The sequence below is a fragment of the Gordonia sp. 852002-50816_SCH5313054-c genome, assembly GCF_001665925.1.
Taxonomy (GTDB): Bacteria; Actinomycetota; Actinomycetes; order Mycobacteriales; family Mycobacteriaceae; genus Gordonia; species Gordonia jacobaea.
Genome location: NZ_LZTE01000038.1, coordinates 1 through 26,100 on the forward strand (window position 1 = coordinate 1; position 26,100 = coordinate 26,100).

A 26,100-nucleotide genomic window follows, 5' to 3' on the forward strand; every position below is an offset into this window, starting at 1 on the left:
ACAGAACCGGTCATGTTGGAGCCGTCCGGTTAGGCGGAAGATAGTTCCGTTGCGAATATGTTCGCAACACCAGCAGTCAGCTCACCCCAGTGATGGGCGGTTGTGGCGATCGCTGATTCCCGGTCGACGGGGGAGGGCCGCTCGGTGGTGATCCCGCCGAACACCCGGTGCAGCTCGCCGGCCAGGAACGCCGGCCGACAGTGCGCCATACCCATCGCCTGGGTGTCGGTGGAGCGCAGCTGCCCGGCCCATGGGTAGACGTCGTGGAGAATCCATCCGTGGATGTCGCGCAGGGTGTCGAACGTGAAGTCACCGGCGGCGATGGCGGTATCTTGTTCGAGCTCGGCCACCCGGACGTAGGCCATGCGGCGCTCGAACTCCTCGAGGTCGGTGACAGACGAGAGGCCGGGCAGGTTGTCGCGAACCTGCCCGGCCTCGTCGCCGGATGATGAGGACGTGGTCACTAAGAGTGGCGTGACCGAATTTCAGCGAGGACCGCGGCGGCTTCCTGCTCGGGGGTGGTCTCGCCGTGCAGCACACGCAGCGCGGCGGCCCGGTCGGCGTCGGTGGCCACCATGCCGGCCATCTCGTGGCCTGCGTCGGCGGCGGCGAGCATCTGCTCGTCAGTGCGTGTGGTGGTGGTAGCCATCAGCGATCACCTTCCTGTGGTGGTTCATGGTCGATTCTACCTGCTCACCGGTGTTACCGGGGCCTGCGGCGTTGCTGTTGTTGCCGGGGCCAGGTACCGGGGAGCTGCTGATAGAGGCCCTGACTGGGCCCGCCGATGTGTGGTGCTTCGGACCGGTCGCAGTGGGCCGGGTGGCCTGATTGCCCACCGGACTCGACGACGGGGTCCAGGATCTCGCCACCCAGGGCGATGGTGCCCGGGGGGTAGACGTAGCCGCAGTCCGGGCACGTGATCATCGGGGCGTCCTTCGGTTGTGTGCTCATGATGCTCGGCACTGTGTGTCGTGGTGGGTCAAGCGTCGTCGTTCGGCGGGAGAGAGGCCACCCCAGACTCCGAACCGCTCGTCGGTGGCCAGTGCCCAGTCCAAGCACTTCTCGGTGACGGGGCAGTGCGCGCAGATGCGTTTGGCGGCGGTGTCGCGTTCACCGATGTCGGGGAACCACAGGTCCGGGTCGACCTGGCGGCACAGTCCGTCGGTCTCCCACCCACTTTCGGTGTCGGTCGGATCGAACGGTGTGGTCATGGTGGTGCTCTCACTCGAACAGCGGTGGTTGCGTGGCGGCGACCGCGGCGTTGCTGCGGGCGATGTAGGCGGCGATCCAGTTCTGGATCTCGGGCAGCGACACGTTGAATTCGTCGGCGATCGCGGCCAGGGGCAGGCCGTCGATCTTGTGGAGGTCGTGGGCGAGGCGCTGACGGTATTCGTCTGTCTCGTGGCCATATTCGGTGTCGGTCATGGTCATTGTCATCACTCCACTTCGGTGAGGGCTTGGCGGCGGGTGAGCCATTCGGATTCGGCGCGTTGCTGGTATCGGGTGAGCTGTGCCCAGTGCCCGGACAGTTCCTCGATCGGTGCTTCTTGGCGGCGCTGGTCCATCGCGGTGAGCAGTGCGGTGTAGCCGCGGCGGTACCACCCGTCGATGACGGCGATGGCGAGGTAGGGCACCTGGCCGGCAACAGCGACCGGCCGGTGCGTGGGAGCGACCAGGGTGAGCATGGTTTGCTGCGCGCTTCGGGTGCTGAACTCACCCTGTCCACCGGTCGCCAGCAACTGCGCATTGACCAGAGCGGGAGAGGGTGCGGCGTTCGTAGCGACGACGGTGACGATCGCTGCGAAGATGCGTGCATGTTGGGGAACCCAGAAGTGTTTGGTGTCGAGCTGGGCGGCGACGGCGCGTGCGATGGCCGGCGGGGCCCACATCAGCGCGGACAGTAGTTCCTGCTCGAGGTCGGTGGCGACGGCGACCTCCGCTTCGGGGTCGTTTCCGAGTGATCCGACTGAGGTGTAGGCGTCGTCCTCGACGAGGTTGTCGACGTCGGCCGGCGGGATCTCCTCGACGGGTAGCTCGCTCAGTGAGGCGGTCATGTCGTCGTCACTCCTGTCGGGGTCCGGGTCGATGTCGGTGGGGTCCATGAGGGGAATTGTCAGGCAGCTAGGGCGCCTGGACGCCGGTGAGGTCTTCGTGTGCCCACGCGTCGCAGTGGGCGGCGATGTCGGCCAGCTCCTGGGTGAGTTGGGGATCCCCGGCTGCGTGAGCGTGCTCGGATTGTGCCCAGTACCGAATGGCGCGAGCGGAGTAGTCGATTGCCATGGTCGTCCTGTTCAGGTGGGGGTGTCTCTTCACGCTGCCGCACTGTGGGCGAGTGCCTTGATGCGGTCCAGCCGGAAACCTCCCCAGTGATGGTCTCCGGCGACGACGACTGGGGCCTGGAGGTAGCCGAGTGAGAGGACGTAGTCACGGGCGTCGAAGTCCTGGGTGACGTCGACCACGCGGTAGGTCAATCCTTGCTTGTCGAGGGCTTTGTAGGTCGCATTACATTGCACACATGCGGGCTTGGAGTAAACGGTGATGTCGGGGTTCTCATTCATTTTCGGTGACCTTCTTCCCGGGAGCGCGGACGTCTGCGATACACATTCTATTATAGAGCGTATTGTGTTGCGGCACAACATGTATTGACCATTTCGTGATGCCGTATTGTGCCTTTTCCTGTTGGCTGCCTATCATGTGCGAGTTGTGTTTCTGTCCATGTAATGGAGCCGGGTAATTGGCGCGAAATAAGCGGTATTGAGCGGTAGCGAAATAGAGCGCGTGCCAATTATTTGGTGGAATGTAATTGACAGGGGCGCGGCTCGTGCTTGTGATAATCCGGCGGTCAGGAAGGGGCGTCCGCGCTAGGCGAGGTGACCACAGGTGACTGCTGGCGCGGGCTCGATGCCCGCGCCAGCAGCCCCGGCCCGGCCACCTGGGAGGGGTGACCGGGCGTGGCTGGGCTAGAGGGCGTCTGTCGTGTCGTCGTTGTTGTCGGTGTGTGGTGGGCGGTGGCCTTGGATTTCCTGGTAGGGGATCGTGCGGCGGATGAGGCGGCCGCCGTAGGGTGCTGGGGTTTCGACGCTGACAGTTTTGGCGTTGGCGCGCAAGACGGGTACCCAGCCGTGGAAGCGGATCTCGCTCTGGTCGCCTTTGGCGATGGTGTCGCGGCTGTAGTCGCCGGTGTGGCCGGCGGCGATCTGGTCGGCGCGCACGGCGCGCCAGTAGGCGATGTCGTCGGCGCGTTGGGCCATGCGCTCGGTGATGGCCTGGCGGTAGTCGCCGGTAGCTGCGGTGGTGGTCTCGGTGAGTTTCTGACCTCCGGGGAGGTTGGCGACGGTGCGGGTGTGGCCGTCTAGTGTCCTGAGTCATTAATTCGTGTGCAGTAGTGGGCGATGGAGTCGAGGATCTGGTCAGCGGTCTTGACCCACACGTAGGGGCGGGGGTTGTCGTTCCAGGTCTCGATCCATGCTCTGATGTCGGCATTGAGTGCTCGTACGGTGCGGTGGGTGGAGCGTTGGAGTTTCTTGGCGGTCAGTTCGGCGAACCAGCGTTCGACGAGGTTCATCCAGGATGAGCTCGTCGGGGTGAAGTGGACAACAATCCGTGGGTGCGCGGTCAGCCATCGTTTGACCGCGGGTGTCTTGTGGGTGGAGGCGTTGTCCATGACCAGGTGGACGTCGAGCTCGTCGGGTACTTCGGCGTCGATCTTGCGGAGGAATCCGATGAATTCTGTTGCGCGATGCCGTGAGTGAAGCGAACCGATGACTTTTCCCGACGCGATGTCCAACGCCGCGTACAGGCTGGAGGTGCCGTTGCGCACGTAGTCGTGGCTGGCCCGTTGCGGGGTGCCCGGGAGCATGGGAAAGATCGGCTGGGTGCGATCGAGAGCTTGGATCTGGGTCTTCTCGTCAACGCAAAGCACCAGGGCACGTTCGGGTGGGTTCATGTAGAGCCCGACGACGTCGCGGACTTTCTCGGTGAACAGGGGATCTTTCGACAGCTTCCACGACTCCTGTTTGTGTGGAGCCAATCCGAACGCCCGCCACACACGCGAAACAGTTGACTGCGACATGCCGAGATGCTCAGCCATCGACCGAGTCGACCAGTGTGTCGCATTCTTCGGAGTGGTCTCGAGAGTTGCGGTGATCAGGTCTTTGATCTGCTCGTCGCCGACGGTTCGAGGTCGCCCAGGCCGGGGTTCGTCGAGCAACCCCTCGCAGCGGTGCTCGACGAACCGGCCTCGCCATCGCCGCACGGTACCTCGGTTGAGGCCGAGTCGTTGTGCCACTTCAGTATTCGACCCGCCATCAGCGGCAGCGAGAACGATTCGTGATCGCATCGCCAAACCCGAGGCCGTCGTTCGCCGACGCGCCCACCCTTCGAGCTCACGGCGCTCATCATCAGTCAGAACAACATCCACTGCTCGCGGACCCCGGGTTGCCATTCCCCAGTCTATCAACCGAATGACAATTAATGACTCAGGACACTAGTCGGCGTTGGTCGGCACGTTGTTCGGCTTCGAGTTTGTCGATGCGGTTGGCGACGGTAACCGGGTTGTAGCGGTGTTCGGTGGTGCGGCTGGCTACCTGGGCGCGGCGGTCGGCTTCGTCGGCGTCGTTCTGGGCGTGCACGGCGGTGCCGATGCTGTTCCATGCTTTGTCGAGCGCGTTGCGGTGGCGTCGTTCGCTGTGGTGGCCGATTTTGACGGGTTCGCCGAACGGTGGGAGTGCGGCGGTGGCGTCGTGGTGGAGTTGCCATGCGGCGTCGGCCTGGTCGTGGCGGCGTGCTGCCTTGGCGTCGAGGGCGTCGGCGCGGTCTTGTTGGCGTTGGGCGCGGTCGGCTTCGACGGTGGCGGTGTCGCGGTGGGTGTTGTCGATGTCGAGGGTGACGGTGTGGCCTGCTTGTTCGAGGGCGGTGCGGGCGCGGTCGATGATGTGGGTCTTCGGCTGGCGGTCGCGGCTGTGGGGGATTCCCCACGTGCCGAGGTTGCGAAACCACCGCCACCCGGCGCTTTTCAGGATCGCGTTGGTGCCGTCGCCTTTGCTGGTGCCGTCGATGAGGGTTCCGTCAGTGTGGGTGTGGGTGATGGTGAGGTCAGCCATGTCGGGGTGTCCTTTCGGTGCTGGGGTTAGTCGTCGGTGGCGTCGATCGCTGCGCGGAGTCGGCGCAGGGTGACGTCAGTCATGGGGCGCGCTTAGCGTGCGCTGGTGTGGCCGTGGTGGCACATGAACGGGTCGGCGCAGGTCTCGCCGCTGACGGTGTGTATCCATCCGCTGTCGGTGGTGGTCTCGACGTCGGCTGCGGTGGGGGTGTAGTCGTCGAGTGCTTGGGTGATTTGGCGGACGAACGCGCGGATCTGTGCGGGGGTGCCGGTGATGGCCAGGCCGTCGCGGTCGTGGCGGTTGTCGAGGACGAGAACCGGGGTGGTGTGGGGGTCGTCGGTGCTGAGGTGTTTGTCGGCTGCTGCGGGGGTGGGGTAGTAGGTCGCGGCGGCGTTCTCGGTGTCTAGGTAGATGAAAGTCATTGGCTCAGTGTCCTTTTCGTGAGTGGTCAGCGGTCGCGGCTGGTCTGGGCGCGGGCGTCGAGGATGGCGTCGTGGTAGCCGTGGGCGTAGTCGTTGGCGTCGCGGCTGAATCCGTCTGCTGTTTCGGCGGGTTGGCCGGTGTAGCGGCTGGGGATGCTGACTGCACCGGCGGTGATGGTGTGGGGGTCGCGGTGGTCGGCGGCTGCGCGTCCGGTGGCGTAGCCGTGCCGGTAGGCGTCGGTGTCGACGATGGTGACGGCGGTCAGAGTGGTTGCGCCGTTGTCGTTGTGCAGCATCCAGTGGGTGTGACCGTGCATCCATGCGGCGCCGGGGTCAGCGAGCTCGGCGCGGGGGCCTGCGTAGTTGTGTGCTCGTTTGCGGTCGTACTCGCGGCGGGTGATCTGCATGGGGTTTGTCCTCTCGTGTGTGGTGGGCTGGTGGCCGGTCAGGATTCGATGCGGTCGTGAACGGGAACGATGTAGTGGCGATACCCGGTCAGTTGCTCGGTGAGTTGACCAAATCGGGTGTCTCCGACGCCGCTGTAGTTGCCGCCGAACATGGCGTGTCGTCCGGCTGGGAGGTCGGCAGGAATGAGGTGAATTGCACGGCCGACGCCGTTCGGGTAGAGCGATGCGGAGTAACGCACGAGAACGGCGGGGGCGTCGTCGGTGGGTGTGAACACTCGGCACTCTCGCGGCAGCATGGTCGCGGCGCGCTGCGGTAGTACGTCCTCACGCAGTGATTCGCGGGTGGTGCTCTCGTCGCCGTCGGTGATGTAGCCGACGAGGGTCACGTCGGTGTGGGTAGCGGTGATGCCGCCCAGGGTGCAGTCGGTGCCGGCGGCGTTGCGATAGACGCTCAGGCGCAAGCCTTTGGGGGTGTCGGTGGTGGTGCTCACGGGTGGTCTCCTGGGGGCGTTGGGTCTGGTGGATTGCTTTGGTACCTGCCGTCTCGTAGCCGACCGTGGGAGTGGGCAAGGGTGTTCACAGCGGAAAAGTTGTTCGGGCCGGAGGCCTGTAACCCCTTGGGGCGAACTAGTTTTTTGCGGCCCTTGCGTGCGACGAGGGAGGTTCGATGATGGAAGGTCCAAAGCAATCCGCGGAGCGGAAATGGGTGCGGCGTAGCCGCTCGTTGGGTGCGGGTATCCGCGCCCATGGCCGGGTGGAGCGCAGCGGAGTCCGGACACCTCATCAACTGCTGGACGGTGCGTGGTTGCCGGTCAGTGACCGATGTCGACGTGACCCCGCAGTCGGGATCTCAATGCGAGAACGCAAGCCTGAGTGTCGGTGGGCCTAGTTATCCTGCGGACATGCACGCACATGTCAGTCATCGCGGCGCGATCTTGTCGGCAGAGGCTATGCACGACGGTCCTGCTATCGATCGATTAACCGCTTGGATCAAGGAAAACTGCACAAACACAGGCCAGCGTTTGACGATCCTGCCCCGGCGTGACACCCCGACCGACAACCATCCGTTCGTGAGACGTTGTGTGCGGCAGGGCGATGTGGGCATTCTCCGTAATCGCCCACATAGCCGTGGGGGCCCGGTATTTGCGATCTGGCCTTCGATCGAGCACATGGCGCACGCTGTCGCCGCCACGCCCAGCGACCAGGTCCTGGTTTGCCTTGAGTGGTCGGAGTCGTTCGCCGGTTGGGCGTCGGCAGTGGGAGCCTATGACGCTGCGGCTGACTCGGTCGTCCCGGCGCTAGATAGTGAGGTAGTTAGCGATTTCGAGTATCTGCTGATGTGGGATACGGAGATATTCGAAGGCGCAAAGCGTGGGTGGGGTCGGGAACGGATTCATCCTACTCTCCGGAAGCTGAAGACCGCAGGGTTGGATGAGCAGTTTGTAATGACGTATGCCCTGGGCCTAGGTGCGAGCGCGAACCTTGCGAGGCATCTCGCGAAGCACTACGGCGTGGTCTAGCTCAAGCGCTAGTTGTGCGTCGAGCTGCCCAGCGGATCAGTCGCCGGCGTTGCTCAGCTGTGCGCTCAGGGTGCCGTTCTGCCTCTCGTTCGGCAGCGATAGCTTTTGCCCATGCCCGTCTCATGTCGGGGTCATCAAACAACGGTGCCGGTTCGAGATTCTCCACCTGGGTCACACCACCTTTCATGCCTACTCCCTCGAACACTAGCGATGGCCACTGACAGTCACCGCGAATCCAGCTGATTGCGAATCTTGTTGATCTTGCCGGTCGACAGTGCGGTGGCCTCAGCCGTAGCTAGTAGCTGCGCAAGTACTTGCATCATGCCGATATCAGAGTCGGTGAACCCGTCGGTCTCCATGGTGTTCGCAGTCAGCATGCCGAAAGCTAGGCCGTCCGCACGTACCGCAACTGAGACGAACGACCGGTACTGCCTGTTGGCGTTGGTGTCCCATGTATCGGGGACGCTGGACCTAGTGTCGTTGCTCATGAAGACCTCGCCGGTGTCGATGAGTTCCCATACCGCCTGGTCAGGATGGCCGACCCCTTCGACGAACTCGGTAGTGAAGGAGTCTTCTCGCTTGCGCGAGTGGGTATAGGTTCCGGTGCGCATGACCCTGTTAGCCGCTGTCAGGTCGACCACTCGAAAGTAGCCGGCCCGTGGCGCTTCGCTCTGAACCAAATCGCACACCTTGCAGACGATCGAGGCACGAAGTCCGCTGATCAGCTCGTCTTTCGTGGGTTGATCGGCTACTGCCAGCTCGCGTAGCTGCACAGCAGTCCCTAGCATGGCGCCGTTGACTATCAGCATCGTGCGGCGCGCCTCGGCCTTCAGAGTCTCGGTGAGAGACGCCTTCTCCTGCTCCTGCTGGTTTTTGAACGCGCGCTCGTTACGGAACTTGAGAAATCCAACGAATGCGGTCAGAACACCAAGAAGAAGAGCAGCGGCACGCGCCGCGTTCTGAGCAGTGTCAGACGTGACACTGATGCAGAAAGCTGTGAGCGCGGTGAGGGCTGCGAGCACGCTGACTGCGGCCGTGTAGATCACCGCACGGTCTTTTACCTGCTTCCTCTCGACGTCCCCCACTAATCAGTCGCTGTCCGAACTATTAGGCAGGGGAAGGTCGCGGCGCTCTCGGCGTTCCCGGACTCGCACGTGGTACGAGATGGGCGTGACAGACAGCAGGTGGTCGATCATCTCGGTGAAGAAGCTCGCTGGGCTGATGTCATTGGGTACCAATTCTGGATATGCGGTGACGCGAGGGTCGGTAGTCGACCCATCCCAGTCGACCAGCAACAGGGCAGTTGCGGTGTAGCCGTTAATATCTCCTCGGTGTCGGAGCTTTCGGACCATGTCGATGGTGCGCTCGAACGCGTCTGGTTCATCACGGATGATCGTTGCTCGCTGAACGAAGAAGTAGCCGACGGAGGCGAGGGGATAGCGTCCGCGGAGATTGCTGGCGTCGCCGTAGGATTCCTCAAAACGGTTGGGCAGGTTCTTACCGAAGCTCGAGAGTTGCGCTTTGGTTGAGACGAGCAGTTCTGGTCCCCGGTCCCATCGCGCGATCACAACATCGACCTGTTTGGGGTAGGCCTGACCAAGTACACGAGCATCGACGGGCGCGACGGCGGCGATCGACGGTAGCCGCTCAGCCACCTGTTCCCTGAGTAGTGCCGGGAGTTTCTCGAGCAGCACGCTGATGTCCCGCGGAAGCACACGCGGTCTGGATGCCCTGGGCCACACTTCATCTCGCTCGAATCCTGCTCGGCGAAACTCGTGGGCGATCCATGCATCGATTCCATTGGCGAACTTGCCGCTCTCCGAGGCCGCGCCTTCTACCACGGGTATTCCGAGTAGCTGCTCGAGCAGCCGGTAGTCGGGGGTGTAGGCAGGAGTTTCACCGCGGTGGTGCGACCAGGGGTCGGTTGGTTCGTCTCCGAAGAGGTGATCGAACTGGCTGAACGAGTCGGTGCGCGCCATCAGCTACTGCGCCGGGGGTTGGCGGCTCGAGCCAGGCGGCGTGCAGACATGCGGGCATGCGCAGCAACGAGTTCAGCGTGTTGGTTGTCCGATATGCCCATCCCGTCGCGAAGGACAGCATGGTCGACGAGCCTGACGGCGCCGAGTAGATCGCCGCTGCGGAGCGCTTCGCGGACCGGAGCTCGCAGATGCCGTAGGTCCGGCTCCAACCGCTCTACTAGCTGGGGCGAGGGGAGCGGTAGATGGTCGGCCTCTCGCGGCTCGATCTTGAGCATGCCGCCACCGTAGGCACGTCCGACGAGCTCGGCCCCGAGAAGAGTCACGGTGTTGAGCGACGCTATGGGCAGTAGCGCGGCCCCAAGAGGTCGATGCTCGGGTTTCAGGTAGATCCCATGAACGCTGTTGAGGTGCACCGCCCTACTGGAGTTGGTGGTCATGCGCGGCGTGTCAGCGTTCATGTAGGTGAGCAGGAGGTCAGCGGGTTCGCTGATCGGCACCTGCCACCACGGCGAGCGGACGCGGCACTTGTAGGCTTCGTGCACTCCGGACTGTTCACCCTCGTCCAGGTAGCGCCGGGCCCCTGGCGACATCGCGGAACGCTTGACCCCGGGGCGGAAGAGTAGTGTCTGCGCTCCTTCGGCACCCAGCCTGTTCAGCGCTTCAGTCGACAGCGACAGACCACGTAGGTGACGACTCCCCGGAGGGGACAATCGCACTGTCTCTGAGTCGCGGAGGCGCAGTTGCCGTGCTTGCGCAGGTGACAGGGCGAAATACTGGTTGCGACCGGTGACCGCGCCGAGAGTGGTCTCTCCCCACTCGTGTAGCACCTCGAACCCGGTGCTGTCGGCGAGATTTGAGTACGCCTCGAATGCGGTGGCGGGCAACAGTGCAGGCGTCCACTTCGCCCGCGCGTGTGCGGGTCGCCACCGGTGCTGTGCCGCACCGGTTGACAGTTCATCGTCGAGGTCGTCGATCGACCGGACTTGGTGGAGTTCGCAATGGTCCGTGCCGCCCTCTGCGAGGGCGTCCTCGGCGAGGAGAAGCACGACCTCTTCCTGGACGCCAGGGAATACCCGTTCTGTGAACATGATGAGACGCACCCGCCCAAACCGCTCCATCAGGTATCGGCGGACCTCTGCGGCGTAGTTCACCGACAGCAGTTCGGCAGGCACAACGAGGCCGAGACGTCCGCCGGGGCGTAGGAACTCGGCCGCGTGCACTGTTGCAGCCGCCCACATAGAGGCGAGGCCGGTCAGACCAACACCACCACGAAGAGCCGCACGCCGGCTCGCGAGGCGAGCTGCGCCAGAATGATCCTGGTACCGAACGTAGGGCGGATTACCAATAACAACATCGAATCTGCGCTCGCTGGGGACTTCGAAGAAGTCGCCTACCCGGATACTGGCTGAGCGTCCGGTCGCTTTCACCAGACTGGCCGCAGCCCGAGCGCTTGGCTCGTGAATCTCGATCCCCTCGAGCTGGGCGTGCGTACGTGACGCCCCGAGCTCGTCCAGTCGACCCGCCGCCGATGTCAGGAACGCAGCTTCGCCACACGAGGGCTCCAAGACGCTGTCGAGAGGATCACGGACTGCCCAACGAGAGACGAAGTCGGCGAGCGCCGGCGGTGTGAAGAACGCACCACGGGCCTTCCGCAGCGCGAGGGTGTCCTTAACCTCGGTGGCGGCGGTCTGTACAACTTGAGTCACGCTACTGACCCTTCGCGCAGTGCTTCTGCAAGGATCGCGGCAGCGCACTCACTGACAGACGTGCCGCGACTCGAGGCTTCCGCGGCGAGTTGCTCGGCGAGCCCGACTGGCACTCGGACCAACACAGCCTTGCGCTCACCGCGCCAGTGGCGTCGACGCTCTGACGCAGCCACCTCATGTTTCGATTGCACCCGAAAGTTGTATCAACTTCCGCCGACAGCTTTCGTGAGGCGCGCTCGAAAAGAGTGACCTACGCGGCGACCGGTGAGGTCGTTGGCGGAGCGACGGGTTGGGAGGTCCACAACCGTCCATCTCGAATAAGTGCCCACACGACGTCGACGAGGCGTCGGGCGAGTGCGATGAGCGCGTGGACGTGGGAACGTTTCTCGCGTCGTTTGCGCTGGTAGAACTCGCGGGATGGCCCGTCGCGTTGCGAGCTGTTGAGTGCTGCCATGTAGAACACCTTGCGTAGTCTGCGGTGGTAGCGCTGTGGTCTGCGCAGGGTGCCGTGGCGGTTGCCTGAATCATGCGGGACAGGTGCAAGTCCGGCGTAGGCGGCGAGTTTGGCGGCCGAGCCGAATGAGGTGAGATCACCGCCGGTGATCGCGACGAGCTCGGCCCCGCTTCGGGTGCCGATGCCGGGCACGGATTCAAGAATCCGTGCGTGACGGTGTCTGCGGAACACCTCAGTGATCTGCTTATCCAGGACGGCGATCTGGCGAGTGAGCGCCATCAGGGAGGCCGCTGCCTGCTGAACCAGCATTGCCGTGGTCGCCTCGCCAGGCAAGGTGACGGTCTGCGCGGCCGCGGCGGCACGAGCTCTGTCGATCATCTTCGGGATCGTGGGTCGGCGGACGCCGTGCCCGCGTAGATGATCGAAAATCTCGCCGTCGGAGGCCGCAGCGATCGATGACGGTGTCGTGAACTGGATGAGGAAAGCCAGGCCGGTCAGTGTTGAGTAGTCGAAGCACCGTTCCAGTGCAGGGAAGATGCGGGTCAGTAGGCCGCGTAGGCGGTTGATGCCTCGTGTGCGTTCAGCGACGAGGTCGTTGCGGTGGCCGGTCAGCAGATCGAGTTCAATCGCGACGTCGTCGGGCACCGAGACGGTGGCGAGATCGCCACGTAGGCGGGCTGTCTGGGCGATCACCACCGCGTCGCGGGCATCGGTCTTACCTTCGCCAGCGAAGGCGCCGGTCATGCTGTGCACGACGCGACCGGGCACATAGCGGATGTGCTGGCGCCGTACGGCCAGCACACCCCGCAGCAGCGCCGATTCCGGCGCGGTCATGTCGATCGCCCACACCACGGTTTCGACACCAGCGACCCGGTCCACGAGCGCCTCGATCGCCGGTTGATCGTTGGGAATCCGCCGAGACCACAGCACCGTGCCCGCCCCGTTGACCGCGGCGGCGTGGTGCGCATGCCGACCGACATCGATTCCTACCCAGACGGTTTCGTCCATACTGCCACCTTCCGTAGCGTCTGGCTCGTCAGGGCGGTTTCGCCGGCACACCTTTACACAGCGACAAGTTCGCGAACACATCTCAATCAGCGGCCGAAACGACCCGTCACGGTCCGGGGTGGCCTTCCCACGCCAAGCCACCAAGGCAACAGGTGATTGTCGAGCCACGCCCCGAACCGCGGACGAGCACCCGAGGCAACTGCCCCGGACGTCCTCCAACGTAAAGGTGATTGTGCGGGAGCGACGCGGGTCCGGGAGGGCGTGGTGTCGCGGCAGCGCAGAATATCCGCCAGCAGGGTGACGAATCACATGCGACGCAACATTTTTCGCCGATAACTACGTTACGTCATCACTGCGGCTACCAGGACAGCCGAATGGCGGGGCCTTCGATGGCCGTCCCCGCCCATGGCGATCTGACAGAGGGGGTGCCCGGGCAACCTAGCGGTTGTCGCGAGGAGTGGGTGAGATCTAAAACGCTCTTCCGGATCTCAGTCGCCTCCTTCCTTCGTTGCTCCCCACGAGTCCGTTAGCTGAGCGTGTATAGCGATTGCCCATTTGCGGCGTATGCAGTTTCGGCGTCTCTGGCGACCAGCGCGGTGACACTGCTGATGGTGCTGCGTTGTTCCCAGTGTGTGCCGTCTGGGCTGCGCCAGACGGTGTTGGCGGTGTCAATGCCCCAGAGCGTGCCATCGGGTGCGGCCGCCAGGAGGGCTAGGGCTGGCGCATCGGGGACGATTGTGAAGGTCTGGGCGTCGTCGGTGCTGTGTTGCAGCCCTGCAGGGGTGGTCGCCCAGACGCCGTGGTCGGTGATCGTGAGTGCTGCTGCGGCCAGGGACGCGCCGGTGGTCCAGCTTGTCCCGTCGTCGGTCGATACGAGCAGGCGGTTGATTCCGTCGAAGCCTACGAGTAGTTGTCCGTTGGTGGCGAGCGCGTGGAAGTCGATTTGGCCGGCCACCGATCTCGGTGTCCATGTCTGCCAGCCATCTTCGCTGGCGACGAGTCCCAGCGGGTTGGGTGCCGAGCTCGTTGGACCTGGATGGCCGGAGGCGAAGAGCCGGTCAGAGCCGGGTACCCCGGTCAGTCCCATGAAGTCGTTGTCGGAGGCGCCGACCCGGCTGGTGGTTCCGTCAGCGGTGAGAGCGACTACGCCGGTGTGAGTTCCGGCCAGGATGGTGCCGTCGGCGCGGATGTGCAGGGCGTGGAGGTGGTCGAGTTCTGGGGTCAGTGTTGTGGCTGTCTCTGCTGAGATTGCCGGCGGTGGTAGAGATGTGGGTTGTTCCTGGGTGGCACAACCGGTCAGCACAGTCAGCGTGGCGATGACTACGACCGCAACAGTGCGGATGGACAGGCTCGAGGCAGGCAAGCGGCTAGGACTTTCGTGTGGATAGGGCCGTGTTCGGTGGTGGCGGCGCTGGATGGTGTGCTCGGTGTGGCGGCGAGACCGGGATAGAGGGTCGGTAGAGAGCCACCCTGGCCCTCTGGGGCGTCGTGGTCGTGGTCACGACTTCTGGATGGGGATGGAAGCCTGCGAAGGTTGTTGGCCGCAATGTCTTTGGAGGACGAGGGAGGCAAGGACGGTACCGAGGTGGTGACGCGCCCCGGCGAGGTCGCCGATCGCAGCGAGGTGGCGGACGAGACCGATGTGTGCGGCGAGGTGGCGGCGTCGGTTCGAGGTGACGCTGAGGTGATGGGCGCGGTGGAAGAACTGGTGGGCCGAGTATGGCGTGGGTGCCCGGTAGACGTCGCGCATGGCATGCAGATACTGACGACGGTGGTCGTCCGGGGGCGAGTGCGTCCCCCTCGGGTTCTCGGTCACAGCGCATCCCTCGAACTAGTACGCGCAGGCTGGGTCAACCCGCGTCATCTAACTACTATAGAGCCTAGTAATTGGCGGCGCGGTGGGTGCTGGAGTTGCGGCGTCACGGACGAGCCCCTGGGGCATACTGGCTGGTGGTGCAGGTGGCGGACCGCCGGGAAGGTGTATTGAGCGTGGGTCTCAGCGAGCACGACGGCGGGCGTCGAGGATCGAGGCGAACGATGGGTGAGCATCCATGAGTGCAGCGGTGGTGTTAGTTGTTGCCGCAGGTGTGCTGGGCTGGCTGTGGCCTCGATGGATGGTCCGGGTGCAGGGCCGTATCGATGCTCGTTGGGTGTTGGTGGCCTGGCCGGCCGCGCAGGTCGTGTTTGCGTTGTTGTGGGTGGGAGCTGTTGTGACGCTGGCGGTTCCCGGTCATTTCGGCATCCATTCGTTGTCTGAGGTGGTGTCGTGTCTGCGGGTGTTGTCACACGGCGCATCCCCGCGGGTGGAAGCGATCTCTGGTGGCGTGCTGGCGGTGGTGACCGTGGCAGCGATTGTCCGAGCGGTGACGATCGCGGTGCGATCGGCGGTGCGGATGCGTGGTGCTCGTGAGGAGTATCTTCAGTCGTTGCGGTTGGTGGGCGCCCGCAGTGAGCGTTATCCCGATGTGTGGTGGCTCGCCGACGGGCGGCCGATGGCGTTTTGTCTGCCGGGCAAGGATGCCGGCATTGCCGCCACGACCGGGTTGCAGGCGGCGTTGTCCGGTGAGGAACTCGATGCCGTCGTTGCTCATGAGCGCGCACACCGGCGGCAACGTCATCACACCGTGGTGTTGGCGGCCCGCGCTCTCGGGCGTGCGTTCCCGCTGATTCCGTTGTTCAGCCGCGCGGGCCGTGAGGTCGCCGGCTTGGTCGAGCAAGCCGCCGATGCCCGCGCGGCCCAGCTGGTGGGTGCGTGGGCGGTCTGCTCGGCGTTGGGAACGTTGGCCCGTTCGGGACCTGTAGCGGGCCCGGTGGGTGTGTTGTCGATCAGCGATTCGTCGTCGGTGGGGCCTCGGTTGAGCCGCTTGGACTCCGGTCACCGGTGCCGGTCGCGACGTCATCATGTGGGTGCTGCCGCGGCGGTGGCTGGTGTGGTGGCGGTGCCGACCACGCTGGCGGTGTCCGGTGTCGTCTCGGCGATGGTGATCGCGATGTGTGTGTAGCCGAGACCGACCCGGGCAGGTCCGACCGCTAGGGGTTGTTGAGAAGCTGCTGCATCCTCGCGATTTCGCTCTCCTGATCAGTGACGATCTGACGTGCCAGAGCGATCGCCTCGGGCGATTGGCCGTCTTGAATCTCGGTCTTGGCCATGGCGATGGCGCCGCGATGGTGTTCGATCATCTGCGTCAGGAACAGGCGCGACGCCTCGGCTCCTTGCGCGTCGCGTAGCTGCTGCATCTGTTCTGGCGACATCATGCCCATCATCGACGGCATCGGGGAGGAACCCGGCGCCATCGACGTACCCATGTCCATGTTGTGTCCCTGGCCCTCGAGTGGGGCTCCCCATTGCTTCAGCCACGACTGCATCTGCTCGATCTCGGGCTGCTGAGCGTCTTTGATCTGCTGGGCCAGACTGACGACCTGGGGGTTGATGTTGTCCTTCTCCAACAGGATGTCGCTCATCATGATCGCCTGGGTGTGGTGCGGGATCATCTGCTGGGCGAACGAGATGTCCGCGCTGTTGTGTTCGGCAGAGGCCGCCGCTGACGATTCGGTACTGACCGTGCTGGTACCCATCCCCGACATCGAGGAATGATCCTCAGTCGAGGTGTCCGAACACGCGGCCACCACTGTCAGAACAGCCGCCGCGGCAGCAACGACGACACCGGTTCGTGTGACTCTCATCGATCTCCTCCTCAAGAGTGATACTTCGCTACCGCCCGGCAGCGCTTCGATAACAATTCTACTAACACCGATAGTAGTTAGTCGCCTGCCCGGCACCCACAAAACGGGCGGTGAACTGCGCAAACAAAGCCGCTAATGCCTGATTAGTTCGCTTCGTAGTGGAGCCGCGTGTGACTGGTGGGGCACAAGTGACTTGTGGTGTGATCTCGCGGGTACACGCATGGCACTCGTGCGTGGGTCTACGACGTCCGCGGGAAAGGTCCGACCGCATGCAGATGGTGTTGACATCGCTACGGGTCAAGGCGGGGCAGCAGTGGGGCCCCAAAGCGCTGGGGGTGGCAGCGGCGGTGTGCGTGGGCGTTGCGCCTGTGATTGCCACCGCACCGGCGGCGGCCTCGACCGATGGACATGTGGCCGGGGAGCTGATCGCGATCGTGCAGGACTCGGTGAAGGCCGCTTTGGGTGGTGCCGCGGCGGCGAATTTGGGGAAGCCGATCACGCAGACGGCGTCCTGCCTGGGCGCTCAGGCCCAGTCGGGCAGCGTCGGCGATGCGGGCAGTGCAGCCGCACTGCAGTGCTTCGGCACGTTTTCGCTCATTGATCCGATAGACGGGTTCCGGATCATCGACGCGTTACCGCTGGCTCGGCTGGTAGCCACCCTGATCGCCGCAATCGTGCCGCACGATCCGAACGAGCCGCATGGCCCCCAGCCGCAGGAACCCGGAACGCCGACACCGCTGCTGCCCGGTAGTGGCGGTGCGGTGGCGCCGACTGCGGGCGAGATCACGTCCACCTTCGGTGACGGACGGGGCCATCAGGGCATTGATATCGGCAATGATCTGGGCGCGCCCATTGTCGCGGTAGCTGACGGGGAGGTCATCACCTCCGGACCTGCCGAGGGGTTCGGGTTGTGGATGCGGATCCGGCACGATGACGGCACGATCACCACCTACGGCCACAACGACGAGAATCTGCTCGAGCAGGGCGCGCGAGTACGGATGGGCCAATCGATCGCCACAGTGGGCAACCGTGGGGTCTCGACCGGCCCGCATCTGCATTTCGAGGTTCTCGACCCGACGGGAGTCAACGTCGATCCGGCACAGTGGCTGGCCGATCGCGGGGTGGTTCTGGCGATGGCCGCTGATGCAGACGCCCGCGCGCCGGGGCCGGTGGTGCCGCAGTGGGTCGGCGAACCACGCCTGTGACGAACCCGGCGTGGTGGGTGGCTCAGGAACGAACGAGGCGAGCGATGGCCGCCGAGGCTTCAGCGATCTTCTCCTGCGCCTCGTCCCCGCCGGCGTGGGCGGCATCGAGCACACAGTGGGTGAGATGGTCGTCGAGCAAACCCAGCGCGACCCCCTCCAGCGCCTTGGTCAGCGCCGAAATCTGGGTCAGGATGTCGATGCAGTACTGCTCCTCATCGACCATCCGATAGATACCTCGGGATTGCCCCTCGATGCGCTTGAGACGGGCCAGGTATTTGCCCTTATCGCTGATGTAACCGTGGGAAGAGTGTTCCGAGGCAGAGGATTCTTCCGGGGTGGAGGATTGTCCCGGTGCGGACGCAGCGGTCATGGACTCACCTTCTCAATGGATCTCGGCCGGTTGTGCTGCAGTCCACGCACTGTACTCGCGCCTGGCTGCAGGTCGAGTCGGCGTAACAGTTGCGCGTTGAGTGCGACCACGACCGTCGAGGCTGACATCAGAATCGCTCCGACCGACATCGGCAGGACGAACCCGATGGGCGCGAGAATTCCGGCGGCCAGCGGTACAGAGATCAGGTTGTATCCCGCTGCCCACCACAGGTTCTGCTTCATTTTTCGGTAGCTGGCGTCCGACAGCTCGATGACCGACAGCACCGAGCGGGGGTCGTCGCTGGCGAGGATGACCCCGGCCGAGGCGATCGCGACGTCGGTGCCGGCCCCGATCGCGATGCCCACATCGGCCTGGGCCAGGGCGGGGGCGTCGTTGACGCCGTCGCCCACCATCGCCACCTTGCGGCCTTCGTGCTGCAGTTCGGCCACCTTGCTGGCTTTGTCTTCCGGCCGTACACCGGCGAACACCCGATCGATACCGAGGTCGTGAGCGACGGTGTGCGCCACTGCTTCGGCGTCGCCGGTAATCATCACAACCTCGACCCCGCGGGCGTGCAGCACCTCGACGGCTTGGCGGGATTCCCCGCGCACCTCATCAGCAAGTTTGAGAGCTCCAATCAGCTCAGTGTCGCGGGTGACATGCAGGATGATTGCGCCGTCGGCGCGCCAGCGATCAGCGATGGCCAGTTCCTGATGGCCCTGTTCCTCGAGCATGCGGGGCCCGCCCACCCGCACTGTGGCGCCCTCGACGCGAGCGGTCACACCGACCGCCGGTGACGAGGTGAAGTCGGTGGCCGCCGGCACCGGCCGCGCGCGGTCTCCGGCAGCTGCGACAATCGCTCGCGCCAACGGGTGCTCACTGTCGGCTTCGGCGCTGGCGGCCAGGGCGAGCACGGTGTCCTCATCGACGCCGTCGGCGGCCGCGATCTCGATGACCGTGGGCTCACCCTTGGTCAGGGTTCCGGTCTTGTCGAACAGCACCGCATCCACAGTGCGCATGGCCTCAAGTGCCAACCGGTCTTTAACCAGCACGCCGCCGCGGGCGGCGCGTTCGGTGGCAATGGCCACCACCAGGGGGATAGCCAAGCCGAGTGCGTGCGGGCAGGCGATGACCAGCACGGTGATGGTTCGAATCACCGCCTGGTCGGGTTGGCCGATGACCGTCCACACGATGGCGGTGATGATCGCTGAGCCGAGCGCGAACCAGAACAGCAGCGCTGCAGCGGAATCGGCCAGCCGCTGGGCGCGGGAGGTGGAGTTCTGCGCGTCTGCCACCAGGCGCTGAATCCCGGCCAGCGCCGTGTCATCGCCGGTGGCGGTGATCTGGACCCGCAGCCCCGAGTCGGTGGCCACCGTGCCGGCCACCACCTGATCGCCGATGCCGCGGCGCACCGTGCGCGATTCTCCGGTGACCATGGATTCATCGAGCTCGGCCGAGCCGTCTACGACGCGACCGTCGGCCGGCACGCTGGCCCCCGGGCGCACGATCACCACATCTCCGACCTGCAGCTCACTGGGAGCAACCGTGGTGATCTGGTCGCCATCGACGCGTTCGGCCTCATCGGGCAACAGCGCGGCCAGCGAGTCCAGGGCCGAGGTCGTCTGGGCCAGCGACCGCATCTCGATCCAATGCCCCAACAGCATGATCACGATGAGCAGCGCCAGTTCCCACCAGAAGTCCAGTTCGTGATGCAACACACCGATGCTCGCACCCCAGGACGCCACGAAGGCCACCGTGATCGCCAAGGCGATCAACAGCATCATTCCCGGTGCACGCGACCGCAGTTCTGAATAGGCGCCTACCAGGAACGGCCGCCCACCCCAGCAGTACATCACCGTACCCAGCACCGGTGAGACCCACTTCAACACTTCACCATCGGGTAGGTCATAGCCGATGAGCATCGCGAACATGGGCGAAAAGGCCACGACCGGCACAGCCAGGGCCAGCATGATCCAGAACAGCCGCCGGAACTGCCCGACGTGATCACCATGCCCCCCATGCCCAGCGTGATCATGGTCTGCGCGGGCGCGCTCAGCATGGTGATCGTGGTGGTTGTGTGACGCTGCGGCGAGTTGGCCGTGGTGGCGTTCATCGGCGGCGTCGTGACCGACGTGCTCAGGGGAAGAGTGCTCGTTCATGCCGCTACCTTATACCCCTGGGGGGTATACGTCGAGGGGTTGGTGGGTGGAACTGTGGACGATGAGTGGGGCGGGCTGGTGAAGGCGCGCAGCCGCAGGCTGTTGCTGACGACGAACACGCTGGACAACGCCATGGCGGCCCCAGCCAGCATGGGGTTGAGCAGTCCCAGCGCGGCCAGCGGTATCGCGGCGACGTTGTAGGCGAATGCCCAGAACAGGTTCATTTTGATCGTTTTCAGAGTGGTGCGTGCCAAGGCGATCGCGTCGGCGGCAGCGTTGAGGTCGCCGCGGACCAGGGTGATGTCAGCGGCATGCATGGCGGCGTCGGTGCCGGTGCCCATCGCCAGCCCGAGATCGGCGTGGGCCAGGGCAGCGGCGTCGTTGACGCCGTCGCCGATCATGGCCACAACCTTGCCGTCGGATTGCAGGTCGGTGATGACGGCGGCTTTGTCGGCCGGCAAGACGTTAGCGATGACGGTGTCGATACCGACCTCAGCGGCCACGGCATCGGCGACGGTCTGGTTGTCGCCGGTCAACAGGATGGGCGTCATACCCAGTGCGGCGAGCCGGGCGATGGCGTGTGCGCTGGTGGGTTTGATCGCATCGGCGACCGCCAGGACCGCATGGGCGCGGCCGTCCCAGGCGACGAGTACGGCGGTCTGTCCGGCTTCTTCGGCGGCGGTCTGCGCCTCGTTGAGGTGAGGGTCATCCACGGCGATGCCGTGTTCGGCCAGCAGCGTCGGACGCCCGACGGTGACCACACGTCCCTGGACCAGACCGCGCACGCCTCGACCTTCGAAGTTGCGGAAGTCGTCGACCTCGTCGAGCGGCCCGACTTCGGCGGCTGCACCAGCAGCGAGGGCGGCCGCGACGGGGTGCTCGGAGGCATTCTCCACCGCCCCCGCGAGGGCGAGCACGTCTTCGCGAGTGGTGGAGGGAGCAGTGGTGACCTGGACGAGTGTCATCTGTCCCGTGGTGACCGTGCCGGTTTTGTCGAGGACAACGGTGTCGACGGTTCGGGTGGATTCCAGGACTTCGGGGCCTTTGATCACGATGCCGAGTTGGGCTCCGCGGCCGGTACCGACCAGAAGTGCGGTCGGGGTGGCCAGTCCCAGAGCGCAGGGGCAGGCGATGATCAGCACAGCGACCGCGGCGGTGAACGCCGCTTGCAGGGGATAGCCGGCGCCGATCCACGCGCCGAGGACAGCGATGGCGACGGCGATGACCACCGGCACGAAGACACTTGAGATCCGGTCGGCCAGTCGCTGGGCGTGGGCTTTGCCGGTCTGGGCGCGTTCGACCATCGCGGCCATTTGCGCGAGTTGGGTGTCCGCTCCCACGCGGGTCGCCCGCACCCGCAGGTGCCCGCCGGCGTTGACCGTTCCGCCGGTCACGGTGTCGGCGGGGGCGACCTGGACTGGCATCGACTCGCCGGTGACCATGCTGGCATCGACTGCCGAGGTGCCGGACACCACCACACCGTCGCTGGCGATCTTCTCGCCGGGGCGCACATTGAACTCGTCGTCAATGGCGAGCTCGCCGATCGGGATCCGATGCTGGTGGCCGTCCCTGATCACTGTGACGTCTTTGGCGCCCAGCTCCAACAAGGCCCGCAACGCCGCACCGGCGCGCCGTTTGGACCGCTTCTCGAAGTATCGGCCGGCCAGGACGAACATCGTGACCCCCGCGGCTACCTCAAGGTAGATGTTGCCTGCACCGTCAGAAGCGCTGACCGTCAGGGTGAATCCGTGGGTCATGCCTGGTTGTCCGGCGGTGCCGAAGAACAACGCATACAACGACCACAACAGCGCCGCGGTGGTGCCGACCGAGATGAGGGTGTCCATGGTGGCCGCACCGTGGCGCAGGTTGAGCAACGCGGCGCGATGAAACGGCCATGCCGCCCACACGATCACTGGCGCGGCCAACGTCAACGACGCCCACTGCCAGTAGGTGAACTGCAACGCCGGGACCATTGCCAGCGCGATCACCGGTACCGAGAGAACCACCGCACCGATCAGTCGGTGACGCAAGGCCACGAGCTCCCCGTCGTCGTCCGAAGGGTCATCGTCGGGGGCGGCACCTTTGGTGGGAGTGGCGGGCAGCGCAGCGTGGTATCCGGCCTGTTCGATGGTCTCGATCAGCAGGTGTGGGTCGACACCGGCGGGTGCGCTGACGTGAGCTTTTTCGGTGGCGTAGTTCACCGAGGCGCTCACTCCGTCGAGTTTGTTCAGTGTGCGTTCGATGCGTGCCGCGCACGATGCACACGTCATGCCCGACACGGCGAGTTCGACATCGACGGCGCCTGTCTGCTCGGCGGTGGCCGCAGGTGGGTGGATCGGAGCTGAGGTGGTCATGGGGGAGTTCCTCGTGGGTGAATGCCTCGGCGCAATGCCCCGGGTGGCGCTGGTCAGCGAGTTAGTGTCCGGCGTGCGGATCGGCCGAGGGGGCCGTGGAGTCAGGTGTCGGGGCAGGGGTGCCGGTGGGGGCATCGAGAACGAAGGTGGCGGTGTGCACAGCGCCGTCGACCTGGAAGTCGAGGTAGAGCAGATAGCGGCCCGGGGTGGGGGCGGTGGTGGCGAAGCGGACCTGTGGTCCCGCTAGTTGACCGGCGGTCGGTGCCACGCCCTCAGGGTGAACATGCAGGTAGGCCAGGTCGCCTTGACGCAGGGCCACCAAGTGACCGAAAGCGCCCAGATACGGCTGCAGGGTGGTAACCGGTTGTCCTGCTCGGCGCACGGTGACGGTCAGTTCGGACTCGGCGCCCGCGCGCAGATGACCGGCCAGCTCGATGTCGAACCCGTCGACGGATGACTGTCGTGATTCGGCGGTGGGTGGGGCCGGCTGGTAGTCACCGCTGACTTCGACGGTGCTGGTGAGGGTGAGGGGTTGGCCGGTGGCGGCGGGCACGAAGTCGGCGTAGATCCGGTAGCTGCCTCCCGTCGCCCACTGCCAGGGCAGCGTCCAGCGCCCTTCGGGCGAGAGGGTGGGGTGCACGTGTCGGAAGTGGGTGCCATCCGCGCGGACGACGATCAGGTGCAGCTGCTTGTCGTGCTCGGTGGCGAAGTCGGTGACCGCGGTCCCGGCGGCATCGAGGATCTCAAAGCTCAATGGAGCCTGCACCCCGGACGCATGGGGTGCCACCACATTCCCCAGGATGAAGCCGGCTGCTGCCATCGAAACTCCGCGAACCTGATCGGCCCCCGGAGACGAGGCGGATGTTCGCGACTGTGGTGCAGCATTGTGATCGGCATGGGCGGACTCAGCCGGGGAGGTCGACGCCCTGTCGGGAGCGACACCAGCGGCGATGGCGTACGCCGCAGCGAAAACTATCAGCAGGGCCGCGGCGAAGACGCCGAGCTTGGTTGGAACATTCATCGCTGGATTCCTGTCATCGGTGGTGGCGACACCCACGCCGCCCGGGAGAGGCTGAAGTCGCCAGTGGGGCAGACACTTCAGCCCCTCGTCGGCTACTGCGCCAGGTGGTAGCCGGCCTCTTCGATCGCGCCGCGGATCGCGTCGGCCTCGATCGGGGCCGAGCTAGAGATGGTGACTCGCCCGCTGGCCACGTCGACGTCGACGTCAGTTACGCCGGCCAGTGCGCCGACTTCTTCACGCACCGACGCCGCGCAGTGCCCACACGTCATTCCGGAGACGATCACTGTCGATGTGCTCATGAGATGTGCCCTTTCGGTACAGCAGTGGTGCCAACGACCCTCAGGGGGTCTGTCGCTGTGGCGTCTCGCCACACCACCGTTATACCTTACCCCCCTAGGGTAATCAATGGGTTGTGGTGGGCTGAGCTTCGGTGGGGGCGGCGACACTGAGCCATCCGCGGCGGTGCAACAGCAACAGGGCAGACGCCGCCGCCATGCCGGTGAGGACTAGAGCGATCCACACCAGTTCGGGCATGTCGCGGGTGGTGGCCGCGCTGAACAGCCACCCGGTCGCGGCGTTGCCGAGCAGAATCCCGATCCCGACGATGGTGTTGTAGAGCCCGTAGTGGGTGGCGACAAGCGTGCCGCGGGCCAGTCCCACCACCGTGTCCATTTCGAATGGGAACACTGCTGCGGTGGCGGCGGCGAGCAGAGCTGCGGTGAGTAGCAGGGCGGCGATGTTGAGGGCGATGTTGCGCTGATGCGTTGCGGTGCTGGCGACTAGGGGCAGGAAAGCTGCAGCCATCAGCGTCATTCCCACGCTCAGGCTGCCGGTGCTGCCCCAGCGGTTGCCGAACCATGTGGTGATGCGTAGCTGGCCGGCGATGGCCACCAGACCGGTCACCACGAACATTGCGGTGACAACACTGGTGGCGAGGGTGGGGTTGTCTGCTATGCGGTCGGCATGTAGGGGCAGGGCGAGGTAGACCTGGAAGGACAGCACGTAAGAGCTGGCCATCGCCGCAGCGAACAGCAGGAATCGCCGGTTACGGACGACGCTGCGCCAGTCCTGAATGATTGAGGTGCTGCTCGGCGCCGGTGTTGTTGCGGGTAGCGCTTTGATCTGCACGAGGGTCAGGACCGCGAAAACTGCTGCCGCACAGAGAGAGGTGAGCCGGAAGTCCAGGGCGGTCAGGGCTAGTCCGACCAGCGGCCCGAGCAGGATCCCGGCCTGGTAGAACACGTTGAACACGGCGAATGCTTCGATGCGGCGCTCACCGGCGTCGGCGGCCAGGTAGGCCCGTACGGCGGGGTTGAACAGCGCCCCGGCGAATCCCGTTGCCGCCGAGGCGATCAGGATCGCCGGCAACTACCGCACGCGCGTACCCGATCGCCAGCTCGGCACCGAGTTCACCCAGCTCAGCCGAGCTATCAACCAACTTGCACAACGGCTGGATTCACAAGACGACATCCGTAAGCGGATGCTGTCAGACCTTGCCCACGAACTGCGCACCCCACTGACCACCATCGGCGCGATCACCGACGCCATCGAAGACGGAATCCGGGCTCCCGACTCACAGACCTTTGACGTCGTGCGCACCGCCACCACCCGCCTGCAGCGTCTCGCCGAGGACATCGCGACCGTATCCAGCGCCGACGAGCATCAGATGCCCCTCCACCCGGCGACGATCACTGTCAACGAACTGCTCATCGCGACCTACGAAGAAGCCGCCGACCTGTTCACCGACGCCAAAGTCACGCTAGGCATCGTCACCACCGCCGCGCGCGTACACATCCATGTCGACGCCGAACGAATGAGCCAAGTACTGCTCAATCTGCTCACCAACGCGCTGCGACACAGCTCCCCGGGCCAGCGAGTCGTAGTGAAAGCCGACACCGCCCCGGCACACGCGGTGCGCATCAGCGTCGTCGACTGCGGTGACGGCATTCCCCCTCAACACCTTCCACACATCTTCGACCGCTTCTACCGCACCGACTCCTCACGCACCAGAGACGCCGGCGGCAGCGGAATCGGCCTCACCATCGCCCGCTCTATCGTCGAAGACCATGGGGGCACCTTGCTCGCCGAAAGCCTGGGAGCCGGACACGGAGCCACCTTCACCATCACGTTGCCGACCACCACCCGACGTCACATCCACCGCAGCACCCCTGGAACCGAATTCTCCGTGGCCTTCAAACACCGCCCGCGTCGCGGCGCTGCCGATGCGCTCCAACGGGACCAAGCTACTAACTGAGGTAGTCCGTCGTAAGATTGACCCGCATCTAGAGATGGTGGGTGAAAATGACTGGGCTGGGTTCACTGGAACGCGCAGTGATGGACGTGCTGTGGTCAGCCGGTGCGGCGATGTCGGTGCACGACCTAGTCGAGGAACTCCACGACCGCGAACCGGCCTACACCACAGTGCTCACCGTCGTCACCAACCTGCACAAAAAAGGGTTCGTCGGTCGAGAAAAAGTCAGCCGCGCCTACCGGTACTTCCCCATGCAGACCCGTGAAGAGGCCACCTCACGCACCTTGCGTCAAGTCCTCGACGCCAGCGGGGACTCCGCGGCAGTACTGATGCACTTCGCCCAGACCGTGACACCCGCCGAGCGTGAAGTGCTCAGCGAATACCTCACCCTTAAACCTCGCCACACCCGCGGCGGCGGCACCAAAGCCTAAGCCATAGAAACCCTCCGACAAGGGAAA

General features: G+C 64.8%; 31 protein-coding genes and 1 pseudogene. 5 read left to right on the top strand and 27 right to left on the bottom strand.

Features of this window, described 5'->3' with window-relative positions; all coding sequences use genetic code 11:
* Positions 1 to 29: 29 nt before the first annotated feature.
* The 14 genes from A5788_RS09675 to A5788_RS09740 all read right to left on the bottom strand — a co-directional run bounded on the left by A5788_RS09675 (position 30) and on the right by A5788_RS09740 (position 6,422).
* Positions 30 to 464 carry a hypothetical protein gene (locus A5788_RS09675; protein WP_197500810.1) on the bottom strand — a complete coding sequence of 145 codons (435 nt, stop codon included), beginning with the start codon at positions 462 to 464 and terminating at the stop codon, positions 30 to 32.
* Positions 464 to 649: a hypothetical protein gene (locus A5788_RS09680; protein ID WP_064867325.1), complete on the bottom strand. Its 186-nt coding sequence runs from the start codon at positions 647 to 649 to the stop codon at positions 464 to 466. Before A5788_RS09680 ends, A5788_RS09675 begins: the two co-directional genes overlap by 1 nt.
* Positions 650 to 702: 53 nt before the next feature.
* Entirely contained in the window at positions 703 to 951 is a 249-nt protein-coding gene (locus tag A5788_RS09685; RefSeq protein ID WP_064867327.1) for a hypothetical protein, read from the bottom strand.
* Positions 948 to 1,211 carry a WhiB family transcriptional regulator gene (locus tag A5788_RS23815; RefSeq protein ID WP_064867329.1) on the bottom strand — a complete coding sequence of 88 codons (264 nt, stop codon included), beginning with the start codon at positions 1,209 to 1,211 and terminating at the stop codon, positions 948 to 950. Before A5788_RS23815 ends, A5788_RS09685 begins: the two co-directional genes overlap by 4 nt.
* Positions 1,212 to 1,221: 10 nt before the next feature.
* On the bottom strand, positions 1,222 to 1,431 hold the full coding sequence (locus A5788_RS23820) for a hypothetical protein (protein WP_156525478.1): 210 nt from the start codon (positions 1,429 to 1,431) through the stop codon (positions 1,222 to 1,224).
* Between the two features lie 5 nt (positions 1,432 to 1,436).
* The gene (locus A5788_RS09700; protein ID WP_064867333.1) at positions 1,437 to 2,102 is read right to left on the bottom strand and encodes a DnaB-like helicase N-terminal domain-containing protein; all 666 of its coding nucleotides are present in this window, start codon (positions 2,100 to 2,102) and stop codon (positions 1,437 to 1,439) included.
* 19 nt (positions 2,103 to 2,121) lie between these two features.
* On the bottom strand, positions 2,122 to 2,280 hold the full coding sequence (locus A5788_RS24055; RefSeq protein ID WP_197494569.1) for a hypothetical protein: 159 nt from the start codon (positions 2,278 to 2,280) through the stop codon (positions 2,122 to 2,124).
* 29 nt (positions 2,281 to 2,309) lie between these two features.
* A complete protein-coding gene (gene nrdH / locus A5788_RS09710) occupies positions 2,310 to 2,558 on the bottom strand; it encodes a glutaredoxin-like protein NrdH (RefSeq protein WP_064867335.1) in 249 nt (82 codons plus the stop codon).
* A gap of 402 nt (positions 2,559 to 2,960) precedes the next feature.
* The gene (locus tag A5788_RS09715) at positions 2,961 to 3,251 is read right to left on the bottom strand and encodes a hypothetical protein (protein WP_064870167.1); all 291 of its coding nucleotides are present in this window, start codon (positions 3,249 to 3,251) and stop codon (positions 2,961 to 2,963) included.
* Between the two features lie 101 nt (positions 3,252 to 3,352).
* Positions 3,353 to 4,444: an IS630 family transposase gene (locus A5788_RS09720; RefSeq protein WP_064870165.1), complete on the bottom strand. Its 1,092-nt coding sequence runs from the start codon at positions 4,442 to 4,444 to the stop codon at positions 3,353 to 3,355.
* Positions 4,445 to 4,478: 34 nt separating this feature from the next.
* Entirely contained in the window at positions 4,479 to 5,102 is a 624-nt protein-coding gene (locus A5788_RS09725) for a DUF3560 domain-containing protein (protein ID WP_064870163.1), read from the bottom strand.
* A gap of 92 nt (positions 5,103 to 5,194) precedes the next feature.
* Complete coding sequence (locus tag A5788_RS09730; protein WP_064867339.1) at positions 5,195 to 5,524, bottom strand: hypothetical protein; 330 nt, start codon at positions 5,522 to 5,524, stop codon at positions 5,195 to 5,197.
* 26 nt (positions 5,525 to 5,550) lie between these two features.
* Positions 5,551 to 5,931 (bottom strand): hypothetical protein, encoded by a 381-nt coding sequence (locus A5788_RS09735; protein ID WP_064867341.1) that lies wholly within the window; start codon positions 5,929 to 5,931, stop codon positions 5,551 to 5,553.
* 38 nt (positions 5,932 to 5,969) lie between these two features.
* The gene (locus A5788_RS09740) at positions 5,970 to 6,422 is read right to left on the bottom strand and encodes a hypothetical protein (protein WP_064867343.1); all 453 of its coding nucleotides are present in this window, start codon (positions 6,420 to 6,422) and stop codon (positions 5,970 to 5,972) included.
* Between the two features lie 411 nt (positions 6,423 to 6,833).
* On the opposite strand from A5788_RS09740, the gene A5788_RS23825 reads away from it, so the two are divergent.
* Positions 6,834 to 7,451: a hypothetical protein gene (locus A5788_RS23825; RefSeq protein WP_156525479.1), complete on the top strand. Its 618-nt coding sequence runs from the start codon at positions 6,834 to 6,836 to the stop codon at positions 7,449 to 7,451.
* Between the two features lie 224 nt (positions 7,452 to 7,675).
* On the opposite strand, the gene A5788_RS09750 is transcribed toward A5788_RS23825, so the two are convergent.
* The 6 genes from A5788_RS09750 to A5788_RS09775 form a co-directional block, all read right to left on the bottom strand.
* Complete coding sequence (locus tag A5788_RS09750; RefSeq protein WP_231894267.1) at positions 7,676 to 8,497, bottom strand: GAF domain-containing protein; 822 nt, start codon at positions 8,495 to 8,497, stop codon at positions 7,676 to 7,678.
* 42 nt (positions 8,498 to 8,539) lie between these two features.
* Complete coding sequence (locus tag A5788_RS09755; protein WP_064870213.1) at positions 8,540 to 9,430, bottom strand: hypothetical protein; 891 nt, start codon at positions 9,428 to 9,430, stop codon at positions 8,540 to 8,542.
* A complete protein-coding gene (locus A5788_RS09760; RefSeq protein ID WP_331710815.1) occupies positions 9,430 to 11,184 on the bottom strand; it encodes an HsdM family class I SAM-dependent methyltransferase in 1,755 nt (584 codons plus the stop codon). The genes A5788_RS09755 and A5788_RS09760 overlap by 1 nt, the downstream gene beginning before the upstream one ends.
* Positions 11,185 to 11,386: 202 nt before the next feature.
* Positions 11,387 to 12,598, bottom strand: coding sequence for an IS110 family transposase (locus A5788_RS09765; RefSeq protein ID WP_064907298.1), 1,212 nt, complete (start codon positions 12,596 to 12,598; stop codon positions 11,387 to 11,389).
* 526 nt (positions 12,599 to 13,124) lie between these two features.
* Positions 13,125 to 13,961: a F510_1955 family glycosylhydrolase gene (locus A5788_RS09770; protein ID WP_064864481.1), complete on the bottom strand. Its 837-nt coding sequence runs from the start codon at positions 13,959 to 13,961 to the stop codon at positions 13,125 to 13,127.
* Between the two features lie 135 nt (positions 13,962 to 14,096).
* A complete protein-coding gene (locus A5788_RS09775) occupies positions 14,097 to 14,414 on the bottom strand; it encodes a hypothetical protein (RefSeq protein ID WP_039994217.1) in 318 nt (105 codons plus the stop codon).
* A 235-nt stretch (positions 14,415 to 14,649) separates the two neighbouring features.
* On the opposite strand from A5788_RS09775, the gene A5788_RS09780 reads away from it, so the two are divergent.
* Positions 14,650 to 15,600: a M56 family metallopeptidase gene (locus tag A5788_RS09780; RefSeq protein WP_064864483.1), complete on the top strand. Its 951-nt coding sequence runs from the start codon at positions 14,650 to 14,652 to the stop codon at positions 15,598 to 15,600.
* Between the two features lie 28 nt (positions 15,601 to 15,628).
* On the opposite strand, the gene A5788_RS09785 is transcribed toward A5788_RS09780, so the two are convergent.
* Positions 15,629 to 16,282 (bottom strand): DUF305 domain-containing protein, encoded by a 654-nt coding sequence (locus A5788_RS09785; RefSeq protein WP_024499309.1) that lies wholly within the window; start codon positions 16,280 to 16,282, stop codon positions 15,629 to 15,631.
* A gap of 269 nt (positions 16,283 to 16,551) precedes the next feature.
* On the opposite strand from A5788_RS09785, the gene A5788_RS09790 reads away from it, so the two are divergent.
* The gene (locus A5788_RS09790) at positions 16,552 to 17,487 is read left to right on the top strand and encodes a M23 family metallopeptidase (protein ID WP_005179985.1); all 936 of its coding nucleotides are present in this window, start codon (positions 16,552 to 16,554) and stop codon (positions 17,485 to 17,487) included.
* Positions 17,488 to 17,509: 22 nt separating this feature from the next.
* On the opposite strand, the gene A5788_RS09795 is transcribed toward A5788_RS09790, so the two are convergent.
* The 6 genes and pseudogenes from A5788_RS09795 to A5788_RS09820 all read right to left on the bottom strand — a co-directional run.
* Positions 17,510 to 17,857 carry a metal-sensitive transcriptional regulator gene (locus A5788_RS09795; protein WP_005195356.1) on the bottom strand — a complete coding sequence of 116 codons (348 nt, stop codon included), beginning with the start codon at positions 17,855 to 17,857 and terminating at the stop codon, positions 17,510 to 17,512.
* The gene (locus tag A5788_RS09800) at positions 17,854 to 20,016 is read right to left on the bottom strand and encodes a copper-translocating P-type ATPase (protein ID WP_007239617.1); all 2,163 of its coding nucleotides are present in this window, start codon (positions 20,014 to 20,016) and stop codon (positions 17,854 to 17,856) included. The genes A5788_RS09795 and A5788_RS09800 overlap by 4 nt, the downstream gene beginning before the upstream one ends.
* Positions 20,013 to 22,370, bottom strand: a complete 2,358-nt coding sequence (locus A5788_RS09805) for a heavy metal translocating P-type ATPase (RefSeq protein WP_064869727.1) — start codon at positions 22,368 to 22,370, stop codon at positions 20,013 to 20,015. The genes A5788_RS09800 and A5788_RS09805 overlap by 4 nt, the downstream gene beginning before the upstream one ends.
* A gap of 61 nt (positions 22,371 to 22,431) precedes the next feature.
* Complete coding sequence (locus A5788_RS09810; RefSeq protein WP_007239618.1) at positions 22,432 to 23,391, bottom strand: hypothetical protein; 960 nt, start codon at positions 23,389 to 23,391, stop codon at positions 22,432 to 22,434.
* 92 nt (positions 23,392 to 23,483) lie between these two features.
* The gene (locus A5788_RS09815) at positions 23,484 to 23,690 is read right to left on the bottom strand and encodes a heavy-metal-associated domain-containing protein (protein ID WP_005195294.1); all 207 of its coding nucleotides are present in this window, start codon (positions 23,688 to 23,690) and stop codon (positions 23,484 to 23,486) included.
* A gap of 103 nt (positions 23,691 to 23,793) precedes the next feature.
* Positions 23,794 to 24,759 (bottom strand): annotated as a pseudogene (locus A5788_RS09820) (MFS transporter); the annotation flags it as partial.
* Between A5788_RS09820 and A5788_RS09825 the strand changes: the two are divergent.
* Both A5788_RS09825 and A5788_RS09830 read left to right on the top strand, forming a co-directional pair.
* Entirely contained in the window at positions 24,704 to 25,645 is a 942-nt protein-coding gene (locus A5788_RS09825) for a sensor histidine kinase (protein WP_231894175.1), read from the top strand. The pseudogene A5788_RS09820 and the gene A5788_RS09825 overlap by 56 nt on opposite strands.
* A 47-nt stretch (positions 25,646 to 25,692) precedes the next feature.
* Complete coding sequence (locus A5788_RS09830; RefSeq protein ID WP_005180013.1) at positions 25,693 to 26,073, top strand: BlaI/MecI/CopY family transcriptional regulator; 381 nt, start codon at positions 25,693 to 25,695, stop codon at positions 26,071 to 26,073.
* Positions 26,074 to 26,100 lie beyond the last annotated feature (27 nt).

Coding starts and splice junctions, on each gene's coding strand:
- A5788_RS09680 (WP_064867325.1), bottom strand. CDS start 649: ATGGCTACCACCACCACACGCACTGACGAGCAGATGCTCGCCGCCGCC.
- A5788_RS09685 (WP_064867327.1), bottom strand. CDS start 951: ATGAGCACACAACCGAAGGACGCCCCGATGATCACGTGCCCGGACTGC.
- A5788_RS23815 (WP_064867329.1), bottom strand. CDS start 1,211: ATGACCACACCGTTCGATCCGACCGACACCGAAAGTGGGTGGGAGACC.
- A5788_RS23820 (WP_156525478.1), bottom strand. CDS start 1,431: ATGACCATGACCGACACCGAATATGGCCACGAGACAGACGAATACCGT.
- A5788_RS09700 (WP_064867333.1), bottom strand. CDS start 2,102: ATGGACCCCACCGACATCGACCCGGACCCCGACAGGAGTGACGACGAC.
- A5788_RS24055 (WP_197494569.1), bottom strand. CDS start 2,280: ATGGCAATCGACTACTCCGCTCGCGCCATTCGGTACTGGGCACAATCC.
- nrdH (WP_064867335.1), bottom strand. CDS start 2,558: ATGAATGAGAACCCCGACATCACCGTTTACTCCAAGCCCGCATGTGTG.
- A5788_RS09715 (WP_064870167.1), bottom strand. CDS start 3,251: ATGGCCCAACGCGCCGACGACATCGCCTACTGGCGCGCCGTGCGCGCC.
- A5788_RS09720 (WP_064870165.1), bottom strand. CDS start 4,444: ATGGCAACCCGGGGTCCGCGAGCAGTGGATGTTGTTCTGACTGATGAT.
- A5788_RS09725 (WP_064870163.1), bottom strand. CDS start 5,102: ATGGCTGACCTCACCATCACCCACACCCACACTGACGGAACCCTCATC.
- A5788_RS09730 (WP_064867339.1), bottom strand. CDS start 5,524: ATGACTTTCATCTACCTAGACACCGAGAACGCCGCCGCGACCTACTAC.
- A5788_RS09735 (WP_064867341.1), bottom strand. CDS start 5,931: ATGCAGATCACCCGCCGCGAGTACGACCGCAAACGAGCACACAACTAC.
- A5788_RS23825 (WP_156525479.1), top strand. CDS start 6,834: ATGCACGCACATGTCAGTCATCGCGGCGCGATCTTGTCGGCAGAGGCT.
- A5788_RS09755 (WP_064870213.1), bottom strand. CDS start 9,430: ATGGCGCGCACCGACTCGTTCAGCCAGTTCGATCACCTCTTCGGAGAC.
- A5788_RS09765 (WP_064907298.1), bottom strand. CDS start 12,598: ATGGACGAAACCGTCTGGGTAGGAATCGATGTCGGTCGGCATGCGCAC.
- A5788_RS09780 (WP_064864483.1), top strand. CDS start 14,650: ATGAGTGCAGCGGTGGTGTTAGTTGTTGCCGCAGGTGTGCTGGGCTGG.
- A5788_RS09785 (WP_024499309.1), bottom strand. CDS start 16,282: ATGAGAGTCACACGAACCGGTGTCGTCGTTGCTGCCGCGGCGGCTGTT.
- A5788_RS09790 (WP_005179985.1), top strand. CDS start 16,552: ATGCAGATGGTGTTGACATCGCTACGGGTCAAGGCGGGGCAGCAGTGG.
- A5788_RS09795 (WP_005195356.1), bottom strand. CDS start 17,857: ATGACCGCTGCGTCCGCACCGGGACAATCCTCCACCCCGGAAGAATCC.
- A5788_RS09800 (WP_007239617.1), bottom strand. CDS start 20,016: ATGAACGAGCACTCTTCCCCTGAGCACGTCGGTCACGACGCCGCCGAT.
- A5788_RS09805 (WP_064869727.1), bottom strand. CDS start 22,370: ATGACCACCTCAGCTCCGATCCACCCACCTGCGGCCACCGCCGAGCAG.
- A5788_RS09810 (WP_007239618.1), bottom strand. CDS start 23,391: ATGAATGTTCCAACCAAGCTCGGCGTCTTCGCCGCGGCCCTGCTGATA.
- A5788_RS09815 (WP_005195294.1), bottom strand. CDS start 23,690: ATGAGCACATCGACAGTGATCGTCTCCGGAATGACGTGTGGGCACTGC.
- A5788_RS09830 (WP_005180013.1), top strand. CDS start 25,693: ATGACTGGGCTGGGTTCACTGGAACGCGCAGTGATGGACGTGCTGTGG.